The 12,493-nt window shown below is 66.9% G+C and carries 13 protein-coding genes and 1 pseudogene; 7 read left to right on the top strand and 7 right to left on the bottom strand.

All coding sequences use genetic code 11. The annotated features are described in order from the left end of the window. Nucleotides 1-41: 41 nt before the first annotated feature. Together AC1DER_RS13895 and AC1DER_RS13890 are read left to right on the top strand one after the other, a co-directional pair. Nucleotides 42-464, top strand: coding sequence for an ExbD/TolR family protein (locus AC1DER_RS13895; RefSeq protein WP_441815657.1), 423 nt, complete (start codon nt 42-44; stop codon nt 462-464). Nucleotides 465-479: 15 nt separating this feature from the next. Continuing rightward, the gene (locus AC1DER_RS13890) at nt 480-896 is read left to right on the top strand and encodes an ExbD/TolR family protein (RefSeq protein WP_441815656.1); all 417 of its coding nucleotides are present in this window, start codon (nt 480-482) and stop codon (nt 894-896) included. A 62-nt stretch (nt 897-958) separates the two neighbouring features. On the opposite strand, the gene AC1DER_RS13885 is transcribed toward AC1DER_RS13890, so the two are convergent. Beyond that, a complete protein-coding gene (locus AC1DER_RS13885) occupies nt 959-1,687 on the bottom strand; it encodes a hypothetical protein (protein WP_477244939.1) in 729 nt (242 codons plus the stop codon). 255 nt (nt 1,688-1,942) lie between these two features. Here AC1DER_RS13885 and AC1DER_RS13880 point away from each other — a divergent pair, with 255 nt between their 5' ends. Further along, nucleotides 1,943-2,368, top strand: a complete 426-nt coding sequence (locus AC1DER_RS13880; RefSeq protein WP_477244941.1) for an ExbD/TolR family protein — start codon at nt 1,943-1,945, stop codon at nt 2,366-2,368. A gap of 75 nt (nt 2,369-2,443) precedes the next feature. On the opposite strand, the gene AC1DER_RS13875 is transcribed toward AC1DER_RS13880, so the two are convergent. The 4 genes from AC1DER_RS13875 to cls all read right to left on the bottom strand — a co-directional run bounded on the left by AC1DER_RS13875 (nt 2,444) and on the right by cls (nt 5,690). Next, the gene (locus AC1DER_RS13875) at nt 2,444-3,205 is read right to left on the bottom strand and encodes a pyridoxine 5'-phosphate synthase (RefSeq protein ID WP_477244943.1); all 762 of its coding nucleotides are present in this window, start codon (nt 3,203-3,205) and stop codon (nt 2,444-2,446) included. Nucleotides 3,206-3,242: 37 nt separating this feature from the next. Further along, a complete protein-coding gene (locus AC1DER_RS13870) occupies nt 3,243-3,752 on the bottom strand; it encodes a hypothetical protein (protein ID WP_477244945.1) in 510 nt (169 codons plus the stop codon). A 101-nt stretch (nt 3,753-3,853) separates the two neighbouring features. Then, nucleotides 3,854-4,120, bottom strand: coding sequence for a hypothetical protein (locus AC1DER_RS13865; protein WP_441815651.1), 267 nt, complete (start codon nt 4,118-4,120; stop codon nt 3,854-3,856). A 133-nt stretch (nt 4,121-4,253) separates the two neighbouring features. Then, nucleotides 4,254-5,690, bottom strand: coding sequence for a cardiolipin synthase (gene cls / locus AC1DER_RS13860; protein WP_477244947.1), 1,437 nt, complete (start codon nt 5,688-5,690; stop codon nt 4,254-4,256). 150 nt (nt 5,691-5,840) lie between these two features. Here cls and AC1DER_RS13855 point away from each other — a divergent pair. Then, nucleotides 5,841-6,958: pseudogene (locus AC1DER_RS13855) on the top strand (PA0069 family radical SAM protein). 14 nt (nt 6,959-6,972) lie between these two features. Here AC1DER_RS13855 and AC1DER_RS13850 read toward each other — a convergent pair. Further along, a complete protein-coding gene (locus tag AC1DER_RS13850) occupies nt 6,973-8,769 on the bottom strand; it encodes an SLC13 family permease (protein WP_477244949.1) in 1,797 nt (598 codons plus the stop codon). A gap of 118 nt (nt 8,770-8,887) precedes the next feature. Here AC1DER_RS13850 and AC1DER_RS13845 point away from each other — a divergent pair, with 118 nt between their 5' ends. The 3 genes from AC1DER_RS13845 (at nt 8,888) to AC1DER_RS13835 (ending at nt 11,654) form a co-directional block, all read left to right on the top strand. Further along, a complete protein-coding gene (locus tag AC1DER_RS13845; protein WP_477244951.1) occupies nt 8,888-10,021 on the top strand; it encodes a sensor histidine kinase in 1,134 nt (377 codons plus the stop codon). Further along, the gene (locus tag AC1DER_RS13840; RefSeq protein ID WP_158731994.1) at nt 10,021-10,455 is read left to right on the top strand and encodes a response regulator; all 435 of its coding nucleotides are present in this window, start codon (nt 10,021-10,023) and stop codon (nt 10,453-10,455) included. The genes AC1DER_RS13845 and AC1DER_RS13840 overlap by 1 nt, the downstream gene beginning before the upstream one ends. Before the next feature lie 212 nt (nt 10,456-10,667). After that, nucleotides 10,668-11,654, top strand: coding sequence for a fimbrial protein (locus tag AC1DER_RS13835; RefSeq protein WP_477244954.1), 987 nt, complete (start codon nt 10,668-10,670; stop codon nt 11,652-11,654). A 27-nt stretch (nt 11,655-11,681) separates the two neighbouring features. On the opposite strand, the gene AC1DER_RS13830 is transcribed toward AC1DER_RS13835, so the two are convergent. Further along, entirely contained in the window at nt 11,682-12,428 is a 747-nt protein-coding gene (locus tag AC1DER_RS13830) for a 2OG-Fe(II) oxygenase (RefSeq protein WP_477244956.1), read from the bottom strand. Nucleotides 12,429-12,493 lie beyond the last annotated feature (65 nt).

Raw genomic sequence — 12,493 nt, 5'->3', positions numbered from 1 at the left:
CACTAAACGACGCCCTCTCGCAGTAGGTTTGGAGTTCGTACATGGCCTTCAGTACAGGCAACGATAGCGGCGGCCCGATGGCCGAGATCAATGTCACGCCGCTTGTCGACGTGATGCTGGTGCTACTGATCATCTTCATGATCACCGCACCGCTGATGTCGCATAAGGTCCAGGTCGATCTTCCGCAAGCCAATCTGGACCAGCGTCCCGATAAGGCCCCGCCGGTTACGCCGATCAACATCACGGTCGAAGACACCGGCAACCTTTATTGGAACGATGAGCCGATCACCAAGGATCTGCTCGAGAGCCGTCTGTCGATCGAAGCTCAGAAGACCCCGCAGCCGCAGCTCAATGTTCGCGGTGACAAGACGACCAAGTACCGCATCGTGAACGAAGTGGTGCAGATTGCGCAGGCCCAGGGCATGCGCAAGGTCGGCTTCATGGCGCTCAAAGAACCTCGCTGATCCGGAGATCCAGATATGGCATTTGCATCGAAATCCGGTGGCGGTCCGATGGCGGACATGAACGTCACGCCCCTTGTGGACGTGATGTTGGTGTTGCTGATCATCTTCATGGTGACGGCGCCTCCTCTGACGTACCCGATCGACGTTAACCTTCCGCAGAAGTCGCTGAACCCACCGCCGCAGACACAGGAACCGCCGCCGCCGATCAGGCTGCGGATCGATGCCTCGGGTCAGGTGTATTGGAATGACGCACCGCAGCCGCTCACCGCGATCCAGAACATGATGGAAGTCGAAGTCCAGCGCGACCCGACCAACCAGCCCATGCTCGAGATCGAAACCAGCCCGGACGCCGATTACGGCATCCTGGCCAAGGTGCTGGCTCATGCGAAGAACGCTGATATGGATAAGATCGGCTTCGTCCAGAACGATTGACCGATCGGTGTCGCTTACCGTCGTGAAAACGCCGCCCCCGGGCGGCGTTTTTTTATGCGCTCCTAGCCGCCGACGTGCCTGAAAGGACTGTCGATGGCCACGCGCTTGTGGTCTTCGCCACGCACTGCGCGGCAGGCATCGGACTGGTCTGCACTGGCCTGGCGCATCGCCTCCAGCGACGCCGTCGGCGGACGCTCCCCGACCATGAGCTCGGTCTCCATCCGGGTTGTGATCGCCACGCCGTCGACCATCTCCGGCAGGTAGCGGTAGTTGCGCAACATCTCCCGCTGGTCCCGCTTCCACAACGATCCGTAACGCTGCTGCAGCGCGGCGTCATTGAGCGTGGCGGTTTCCACCTGCGCATGACCCCCGGCATCGACCACGTAGACGAGCTTGCCTTCGATCTGCTTGATGCCCTGCTCCTGCAGATCCTCCAGCGGCATCGACAACGACAGGGGCTTGCGCGGCGGAACCACGAACTGCGCCGGCCCGTTGCCCGAGAACGCGATGGAAAAATCCAGGCCATCCTTGCCGGGAATGAGGCACGCCTCGACGTCGGCGTAAGTGCGCCCGGTGACGGCCTTGCCGTCCTTCACCGGCGGCGCGAATGCCCACGTCCCGGCGACGTCGCGCGTGCGGTGCCTGATCGCATCGGGGACCTTGAGCTTGTCGACGAACTCGACGCCGGTCACGTGGCCGTCGCGACCGATATCGAGCGCGGCCTGCATGTGGATCAACACGGGCTGCTCGCCGGTGTCGTCGGCCCCCAAGGCTGAGAGCGGGATGGCCATTGCGAGCGAAAGAGCAAAAGGCAGAAGAGCACGAGTCACGAGATCCTCCAGTCTGTCCGTTGACGAGCGGAGCCGGAGCAAGAAAAACTCCCCGCCCCTTGCCCGGCGAGACTACGCACCGGTCCTGCCCCCTACAAGCCGGTAAGCCGGTGCCCACCCGTCCAGAACCGCCGGCTTCGACCAAGGGAGGACTTGCCTGCCTGCCCGCAGCGGGCGTAGCGTGGAATCGGGCATGGGGCCCCATGGAGGTTGCATATGGCCGTCTCCGCGTTCTACCTGTCTGATTCCCGCCACGGCGGCCACGGCGAGCACCGCGCCGTTGCCCAGATCAACATCACCCCGCTGGTGGATGTACTGCTCGTGCTGCTGGTCATCTTCATGGTCGCCACCCCGGCACTGACCGGACAGCTGGACCTGCGACTGCCGCAATCCACGCCACCCACTCATCGCACTGAACCGCCGCCGCGCGTGGAACTGCTGGTCGGCAACGACGGCGCATTCCGGCTCGACGGTGTCGTGCTGGCGCGCTCCGAACTGGCTTCTTCGCTGCAGGACCTTGCCAGGCGCGAGCCGAACGTGGTCCTGCTGGTTGGCGCGGATGCCGACGCGGACTATCAGGGCTTCGCCTGGGCGTTGAACGAAGCGCAGCGTAGTGGCCTGCGCGACATCGCAACGAAGTGAATGCAAGCGTCGCAGCCCGGGTCAGTCCCGGGCTGCGCCACGCGAATGCGTTCGATCAGGCACGCAATTGAATCGTCAGCGCGAGAGGATCCGCAGGTACGCCGTGATCGTTGCATCGATGCCCTGGTAGATCGCTTCGCCGATCAGCGCATGACCGATCGACACCTCGAGGATTCCCGGTACGTTCTCGAGAAAGAAACCCAGATTCGCCTGGCTCAGATCGTGGCCAGCATTGACGCCCAGGCCGGCATCCATCGCACGCCGCGTGGCATCGGCGAACTGCGCCGCCATCGCCTCGCCTTCGCCGGCAGCGAACGCTTCCGCGTAAGGCCCCGTGTAGAGCTCGACACGATCGGCGCCGACCGCGGCGGCATGGGCAATACCATTGCGCCCGGACGGCGTGTGCGCATCGGCAAACAGACTGACGCGGCAGCCCATCGCTTTGAGCGCATCGACCAGCGGCCGCAGCGATTGCGCATCCCTGACGAAATCGAAACCGTGGTCGGACGTGAGCTGGGCGTCGCCATCGGGCACCAGCGTGGCCTGCGCTGGCCGGACCTGCTCGCACAACGCCAGGAACCCGGGATAGCCGGCGCGCGGCGGCGCAAACGGATTGCCTTCGAGGTTGAGCTCGACGCCACGCGCGCGCGTCAGCTCGGACAACGCGAACACATCGTCGGCGCGGATATGGCGGGCGTCGGGACGCGGATGCACAGTGATCCCGTGCGCGCCGGCATCCAGGCAAGCCGTCGCCGCGGCCACCACGCTGGGCTCGTCGCCACCGCGCGAATTGCGCAGTACCGCGATCTTGTTGACGTTGACGCTGAGGACGGTCACGACGCCGCGCCCGTGCGCAGCGACACGCAGGTTCGGCTCACTTGCACGCTTCGCTGCTCTGGCTGTAGATCACCGGCTCCCAGTACGACTGGTCCATGATGTAGTTGCGGCGCTCCTCGATCAGGTGCGCGGCGAGAAGGTAAGTGGTGTTGGGCTGCACGTCCAGCTCGATGGTCTTGTAGCGATCGGCCTGCTGCACGCGCTGGCGCAACTGGACATCGCCGAACTGCTCGTTGTCGATGATCTCGGCGACTTCGAGCGTGTGCTTGCCGGCAGCGACACGGTAGCTGCGGGCGGTGGTCGGCCCGGGCAAGGTTCCGTCGATGTTGATCAGGCGCGCGCGATAGAGATCCTTGCTGCGCGGGGCCACGTCGAAGACGCTGACACGGCCGCAACCTGCCGCGCCGGGAGCGACGCTTGTCGCGGCCGGTGCGCTGGCCGGATCCACCTGTGGCGACGCAGTGCCAGCCGATGCAATGCCAAGCGATGCCAGTCCGGCGATCGCCGCGCCGAGCGTCGGCAGGCGGCACAGTGCGAGCTTGTTCATGACAGCCTCCAGTGTCCGGGCATTCGCGCGCGGACGCGCCGTTGCCTCCGGCGCGGCCATGCTATCAGGCAGCCGGCAAGGGGCCGTGTGAAATGCGAGCCTCAGGTCGCGGGTGGTGTGCCAGGCGGGTTGCCGGTGGCAGCGCGGCGGGCTTCGGCCTGCTCACGCAGGCGACGCAGTTCCATCGGATCCAGGATCATCGAAGTGTCGCGGCTCTGGCTGTCCACGCGCAGCGCCAGCAACTTCATCACCCAGGCCAGCGACAGGCCCAGTGCGACCAGCAGGCAGATGACCAGCATAGCCAGCGAAGTGGTCTTGAAGGCGACAGCGAGGGCGACCAGGGCCAGCAGCAGTAAGAGCCAGTGCATGGGGGCGATGCTCCGAATTTGGATTGCGACGGCGCCGGCAGTTTAGCCCGCAGCGCGGATGCGTCATCGGCCGATTGCCGGCCCGCCGCGACCGCCGGTCAGCCGCCGTGCGGCGTCGCCCCGGCTTGCTGCGCTACAGCAACGGCGACACCAGCCGCGCCAGGGCCTCGGGCAACTGGGTACCCCACAACGGCCGGGCGCGATCGTCGCGCACGCGCGGGGCCAGGCAGCATTCGCTCTGGATCAGACGTGCCAGATCGGCGCACAAGGTGCGGTCGCGGAACATCACCGACACCTCGAAATTCAGGCGGAAGCTGCGGTGGTCGAAATTGGCGCTGCCAATGATCGCGAGGTCGTCGTCACACAACAGCGCCTTGCTGTGCAACATGCGCGGTCCGTACTCGTGGATCTTCACGCCGGCCGCCAGCAATTCATCGAAGTAGGAACGCGCCGCCAGGGTGACCAGGCGGCTGTCGGAAATCTTCGGCACCAGCAGCCGCACATCCAGTCCGCCCAGCGCTGCCGACGTCAGCGCCATGCGCGCGGCTTCGCCGGGGACGAAATACGGCGTGACCAGCCAGACCCGCCGTTGCGCCGAATGAATCGCGCTGACGTGGAGGCGGTGGATCGCCTCCCAGCTCGAATCCGGACCTGACACCAGCACCTGCGTGGCGATCGTGCCCGGACGCGGCGCGGGATTGTGCAGCCGCAACGGTGCCTGCCCGGTGGCATAGGCCCAGTCCTCGACGAACACCAGCTGCAGCGCCCGCACGACGTCGCCCTCCAGACGCAGGTGCAGGTCGCGGTAGGCGTCCTTGCGCAGCCGCTCGTCCTCGTCGTCGGTGACGTTGATGCCACCGGTGAAACCGACGAGGCCGTCGATCACCACGATCTTGCGATGCGTGCGCATGTTCAGCCACGGCCGCTTCCAGAACCACTGCACCTTCATCGGATGGAACCACGCGACTTCCGCACCGGCCTCGACCAGCGGCTGCAGGAAACGCCGCTTGGTCCGGCCCGAACCGACCGCGTCGAGCAGCAGGCGCACCTGCACGCCAGCCCTGGCGCGTTCGACCAGCGCGTCGCGCAACGACTCGCCGGTGCGGTCGGGCAGGAAGATGTAGTACTCCAGATGGATGTGCTCGCGCGCACCGGCGATCGCAGCCAGCAGCGCGGTGTACTTGGCCGCGCCATCGATCAGCAGCTCCGCGGTGGTCGCGGTCAGCGGCGGCAAACCAGTGGTGGCCTGGCCGAGCCTGGCCAGTTCGATGGCATCCGCGCTGGGATGGAACCCTTCCGGCGCCGGCGGCAGCCCCGCCCGTGCGCGACCGCGGCGCATGCGGTGACGACGGATCCGCTGCGGCCCGAAGAAGTAATAGATGAGGAAACCGACATACGGCAACGCCGCCAGGCTGATCAGCCAGCTCAGCGTCGCCACCGGCTCGCGCTTCTGCAGCACGATCCACAGGCCGAGCCATATCAGGTAACCCAGCCACCCCAGCACCAGGTACAGGCGCAGGTGCGGGATATCCAGCAACGAGGACCAGGCGACCTGCACAGCTTCAAACATGGGGACGGCTCCGTTCGTTCTGGTCAGGTACCTGTCCAGCTGGCAGGCCGACCCTAGGCTAAGCCGCGCGCATGACGCACGCCAAGTGCGCGATGCGGGCAGTCGCTTGCCGACACCGCGGCAATCGGCTGCAACCTGTGGTCTCAGCCGCTGCGACAGCCTGGTAGTAGCCTGGCGGCATGGACGACGCCCGCAAAGCCCAGCAGCCAATCAAGGGGCGCGGCGCGGCTTCGCAGGTCGACGGCCGTTACGCGGTCACGGTCGCGCGCGGCGAGGACGACGGCTGGGGCTCGGTCTACGAGGACCTGGCCGACGCCTCGCGCCCGCAGACACAGGTCACCGAAGAACGCGCGCGCAGCATCATCAGCCGCAACGACTCGCCGGACATCGCCTTCGGCCAGTCGGTCAATCCCTATCGCGGTTGCGAGCACGGCTGCGTGTACTGTTTCGCGCGGCCATCGCACGCCTACCTGGACCTGTCGCCGGGCCTGGACTTCGAAACGCGGCTGTTCGCCAAGACCAACGCCGCCGAGCGCCTGCTCGCCGAACTGGCGCGCCCGTCCTATCGCTGCGAACCGATCGCACTGGGCATCAACACCGATTCCTACCAGCCGATCGAACGCCGCTACGGCGTCACCCGCGCGCTGATCGAAGTGCTGTCCGCCTGCTCGCACCCGTTCAGCCTGATCACCAAGAACGCCGCGGTCACCCGCGATCTAGACCTGATCGTGCCGATGGCCAGTCGCGGCCTGGCCACGGTGTACTTCTCGGTGACCACGCTCGACAACCACCTTTCGGCGCGCATGGAACCGCGTGCATCGGCGCCGCATTCCCGGCTCAAGGCGATGCGCACGCTGGCCGACGCCGGCGTGCCGGTCGGGGTGATGGTGGCGCCGGTGATCCCGATGATCAACGACCGCGAGATCGAGGACATCCTGCAGGCCGCACGCGAACACGGCGCCGGCTCGGCCGGCCATGTGCTGCTGCGACTGCCGCACGAACTCAAGCAGGTCTGGCGTGAGTGGCTGCAGCTGCACTACCCCGAGCGCGCCGCGCACGTGATGAGCCTGGTGCAGCAGATGCGCGGCGGCAAGGACTACGACAGCGCCTTTGGCAGCCGCATGCATGGCCAGGGGCCCTTCGCGCAACTGATCGAGCAGCGCTTCCGCAAGGCGCACAAGCGCCTCGGCTTCGGCCGCCTGCCGCCGCTGGACACGTCGCTGTTCGTGCCGCCACGCAAGCCGTCGGCGCAGGGCGAGCTGTTCTGATAAGGCGCGCCTGATCAGCCGCCCGGCAACAGCGGGCCGCCAAGCCACAGCCAACGCGACATCCACGCACTGACCAGCGCGATCAGCATCGTCAACGGCAGGCCGATGCGGAGGAAATCGGCGAACCGGTACTGCCCCGGGCCAAGGATCAGCAGGTTGCCGTGATGGCCGATCGGGGTCAGGAAGGCGACCACCGCGCCCAGCGCGGTGCACACCACGAACGGTGTCGGCGCCAGCCCGAGCGACTGCGCCAGCTCCACCGCGACCGGGCCGAGCAGGACTGTAGTAGCCGCGTCGGACAGGATCTGCGTGAGCAGTGCCGCCACGGTGAACATCACCAGCAGCACCGCCAGCGCCGGCCAGCCGGCGACCAGGTGCAACAGCCCCGAAGCCAGCAGCTGGGCGGTGCCGGTCTGCTCCATCGCGATGCCGAGCGGGATCACACCGGCAATCATCACGAAGATGCGCACGTCGATCTCGCGGTAGGCCTGTTCGACGTCGACGCAGCGCGTGGCCACCATCGCCACCGCGCCCAGCAGGAATGCCAGTGACGCCGGCAGCCACTCGGTGGCGGCGGCGATCACGGTCAACGCCAGGATCACCAGCGCGACGGGCGCGCGCACGCGTCGGCGCGCCTCGCCGGCGAACGGAACCAGCATCAGGAAGCCATGGTGTGCGGCCAGTTCGCCGAACTGCGATGGCCGGCCCCACAGCACCAGCACATCGCCTTCACGCAGGCGCGCTTCGGCCAGCCGCGGCGGCGCGTCGCCATCGCGACGCCACAGGCCGGCGATGACGGCATGGAAGCGGCGGGCGAAATCGAGTTCGCGAATGCTGTGGCCGATGAACTCCGAACCCGGCGCCACCACCGCCTGCACCAGCTGCGCCTCGCCGTCGCCGTCGGCCTGGCCGCGGTAGCGTGCGATCGGTTGCAGGTCCAGGCCGGGGTCGTCGTGCAGCGAGGCCAGCGTGTCGGCCGATGCTTCGACCAGGAGGATGTCGCCGCTGATCAGCACGCTCGACGCCGTCAGGTCCTCGCGCGCACGGCCGTCGCGCAACCAGCCGACCAGGCGGAAACGGTCCCCCAGTGCCTTCTGCAGGTCGGCCAGGGGGCGCGTGCTCCAGCGCGAGCCTTCGACCACGACCAGTTCGGTGCGATAGCGATCCAGGCGCAGGTAGCCGTCATCGGCCAGCGCCCCGAACCGGCGCGGCAGCAACCAGCGCGCCAGCAGCATGTAGACCACGCCGATCGCCACCAGGGCCAGCCCGATCGGCGTGATCGAGAAGATCCCCAGGCCTTCGGCGCCGGTGCGCTCGATCAGGTTGTCGGCAAGCAGGAAAGCCGGCGCGCTGACCAGCGTGAGCGTCGTGCCGAGCGAGGCGGCAAACGACATCGGCATCAACAGGCGCGATGCCGACATCCCGCGCGCCTGTGCGAAGCGCGTAAGGATCGGCAGCATCATCGCCGTCACCATCACGTGATGGGTGAACGACGACAGCGCCGCCACGGCCGGCATCACCACCGCGATCGCGCGCGATTCGCTGTGACCGGCGGCGCGACCGATGCCCTGGCCAATGCGTTCCGTGATGCCGGTCGCAGCCAGCCCGCCGGAAATCACGAACACCGCGGCGACGATGATCGCCGGCTCACTGGCGAAGCCCGACAGTGCCTGGCGCGCATCCAGCACGCCCGCCAGCACCAGCGCCAGCAGGGTCAGCATGGCCGTGACGTCCACCCGCAACCGCTCGCTGATGAACAGATACAGTGAGCCGGCCAGGATCAGCAGGAAGAGTATTTGTTGCAGGTCCATGCGGGCCATTGTGCTTGATCGCCCCATACAGCCGCGCTTCCCAGCGCGTGCACCGCCCCGTCACAATCGGGTTGGATACACTCCGCCCTTGCGGCATGTTCACGAGTCACCCATCCCGATGAGCAACACCACCGGCCAAGAAACCGGAGTCGACCGTTTCCGGCTGGCGATGGCCGCGTCCGGGGTCGGCATGGCGATCGTCGATCTGAATGGACATTGGGTCGAGGTCAATCCGGCGTTCGAGCGCATGTTCGGCTACAAGGCCGACGAGGTCGTCGGCCGCCCGACGGTCGCCTTCACCCATCCCGACGACATCTCGCTGACGCAGTCGTACCTGCGCGGGCTGATCGACGGCAGCATTCCGGTGCTCGACGCGCAGAAGCGCTACCTGCACCGCAGCGGCGAGACACTGTGGGCACATATCAATATTGCCGTCATGCGCAATGACGAAGGCGCACCGCTGTACCTGCTGGTGCAGCTGCGCGACATCAGTGCGCAGCGCGCCGCGGAACTGGCGCTGGAAACGCGCGCCGACGCCGAGCATGCCGCGCGCGATGTCTCCAACCGACAGCTGCAGCTGTTCGCCGACGCGGTCTCGCATGACCTGCGCGCGCCGCTGCGCTCGATCGAAAGCTTCTCGGCGCTGCTGGCCGACCGCGCCGGCGACCGCCTCGACGACACCGACCGCGATTACCTCGCCCGCATCCGCGCGGCGGCGTCGCGCATGAGCAGCCTGCTCAGCGCACTCAACGATCTGTCCTATGTCACCCGCACCGAGCTCAAGGCATCCATCGTCGACCTGAGCCTGCTGGCCGACTGGGTCGGCGCCGAACTGCAGGATGCCGACCCGCAGCGCCGGGCCGAGATCCACGTGCAGCCGGACCTGCAGGTCGAAGGCGACGAACGACTGTTGAAGCTGTTGCTGGTGCAGCTGATGGACAACGCCTGGAAGTTCTCGCGCGAGCGCGAACCGATCCGCATCGACGTCAGTGGTCGCCGCGACGGCGACACCCTGCAGGTGCAGATCCGCGACCAGGGCATCGGCTTCGACATGCGTTATGCTCACAAGCTGTTCGAGCCATTCCAGCGGCTGCACGGACCGGACCAGGGGGGTGGTCACGGTCTGGGGCTGGCGATCGCCCGACGCATCGCCGAGCGACATCGCGGCTGCGTGCGGGCCGAATCCCAGCCGGAAGCCGGTGCCATCTTTACCCTCGAGTTGCCGGTCTCCGCGGCGGAGGAAAGTTTTTGATGCACAAGGAAATCCTGCTGGTCGAGGACAATCCCGATGATGTCGAGCTGACCCGGCTCGCATTCGACGAGGCCAAGATCGCCAACCGCTTGATGGTCGTCGGCGACGGCGCCGAGGCACTCGACTATTTGTTTGCCCGCGGCAAGTACAGCGACCGCGACCCCGAGGACCTGCCCTCGATCATGCTGCTCGACCTGAACCTGCCGAAGGTCGACGGTCGCGAAGTGCTGCAGGCGGTACGCGCCAACGAAGCCACCCGCACCTTGCCGGTGGTGGTGCTTACCACCAGCGCGGAACCCTTCGACGTCGAGGCCAGCTACGCGCTGGGCGTCAACAGCTACATCCAGAAGCCGGTCGACTTCGAGCAGTTCGTCTGGGCGGTCAAGCAGGTCGGACTCTACTGGCTGGTGCTCAACCACCCGCGCACTGCGTAGGCAGCACGCTTCGACCTGCGCCTCCACGGCGAGGCATCGCCGCGCGGCGACTGGCCGCAATCCCGGAAACGCATCCCCGCCCCGTGGCAAAAAGACCGCGGGCCGGCGGAGTGTGCCTGGTCGACGCTTGAGGCAACGCGGGGAGGCGCGCCGCGTGGCAAGGTCTCCCGTATCCCCGACCACGGATGGGTCGGGCACAACCGGGGAAGGCAATGGATCTGCACGGCACGCGATTCGCTCGCGGCGCGGCGGGCTGCGCGCGGGCGCGGTTGCGCGGACGACTATTCGGGTTGCTGTGCTGTGCGGGCGCGACCGACGCCGGCGCACAGTGCGCGCGCGCATTCGTCCCCGGATCGGCGGGCACGCATCCCACGGTCGATTTTGGCCACATGGTCGTGTCGGCGACCGCCGCAATCGGCGAACTGATCGCCACCCGCATGGTCGGACTGGACGATGCGCGGTGCACCCGGCCTGTCGGGCAGTTCAACTATGCGATGACCAATGGTCGAACTGCGTTGCCCAACGTCTATTACACCAACGTCGCCGGCGTGGGCGTCAGGGTGCTCCCGGGGGCCGACGCAGGAAACTTCGCCTACGCCTCGTTCACCGAGCACGGTGGCACGGATCCCTATTTCTTTCGCCAGTTCCGGACCCGGGTGGACCTGGTCAAGACCGGCCCCATCGGCACCGGAACATTGAGCGGCATCTTCTATCGGGGCACGGCGACTTCGCCGGGGTTCGGTTCCGACATCGCTTTCAGCGGCGGCACGTTCACGGCCGTGTCGTGTTCGACCTCGAATGAAAGCGTGGCACTTCCCACCGTCGCATCGACGGCGCTTCCCCATGTCGGCGCAACGGCCGGCGCAACCCCTTTCAACCTGAGGTTCAACTGCGCCGGCGCCGCTGGCGTGACGGTTCTGGTGACGCTCGGCGACAGCTCCAACCCGGCCAACACGGGCGACGAGCTGACACTCTCTCCGGCTTCCACCAGCGCCGGTGTACGCCTGCAGATTCTCCGGGATGGCGTGCCGATCCATTTCGGCCCGGATTCGGCCTTTCCCGGCAATCACAATCAGTTCGCGCTCGGCAACGCCCGGGAACTCAGGCAGACGGCGCTGATCGCCCGCTACATCCGCACCGGAATCGTCCGGCCCGGGACGGTACTGGCGATGGCCACATTCACGCTGAGCTACCAATGAGGATCGCTGCCGCGGGTGGGCGCAGTGTCACGCCCCCGTCCCGAACAACTGCTCGGCGCGCTGGAACAACACCCAGCTTGTGGCAATGAACTTGTCGCCGCCCTTGGGCCGGTTGCCGCGATGGGTGTGGGTGAAGGCCGCCGGCGCGATCAGCAGGCTGCCGGTGCGCGGCGCGATCTTGCGGGTCTGGTAGAGGAACTCGGTCTCGCCTTCCTCGAAGGCGTCGTTGAGGTAGATCGTCCACAACAGGTGCCGATGCAGTGTTTCCGCGCGTGGATCGCGCGGGTACAGCTCGCAATGCCAGTAGGGATAGCCGCCACGGTTGGCGCTGTAGCGCTGCAGGTTGATCGAACCCGGGCGCAGGACTGTCTGGATCACCGGCACCAGTTCGCCATCTTCCATCGCCGCCATCCGCTCCGGCGTCAGGCGGTGGCTCTTGCCGTCGTTGCCAGCGGTCTCCAGCATCAGCGGCGCGATCAGTGTGTGCGGATAACGGCGCAGGTAGGCGATCACACCACGGAACACCGCCAGGTTCAGCGCGGTCTCGGCATCTCGCCAACCCTCGCGGCCGCTGATGGTGAGATCGCGGCTGTCCTTGAGGTCAGGCATCACGCCGCCGCCAACGCGGCCCGGGACGGTGTCGCCGCTGGCGCTGAAACGCGCCACCAGTTGCGCGCACTGGTCCTGGCTCAGGGCATCGGGATAGACCTCGATGAAGTCGTTGTCGGCGGCGGGCTGTTCGCCGGCGAGCGGTGCAGCGGACGGGATGGACATGCGGGGGCAGGGGATCCGGCGGCAGCGGCCATCCTCGCACGCCACCGGGCTGGCGTCTAAACCGC

Source organism: Lysobacter sp. 05T417, assembly GCF_056396405.1.
This window is presented reverse-complemented; position numbering and strand designations above follow the sequence as displayed.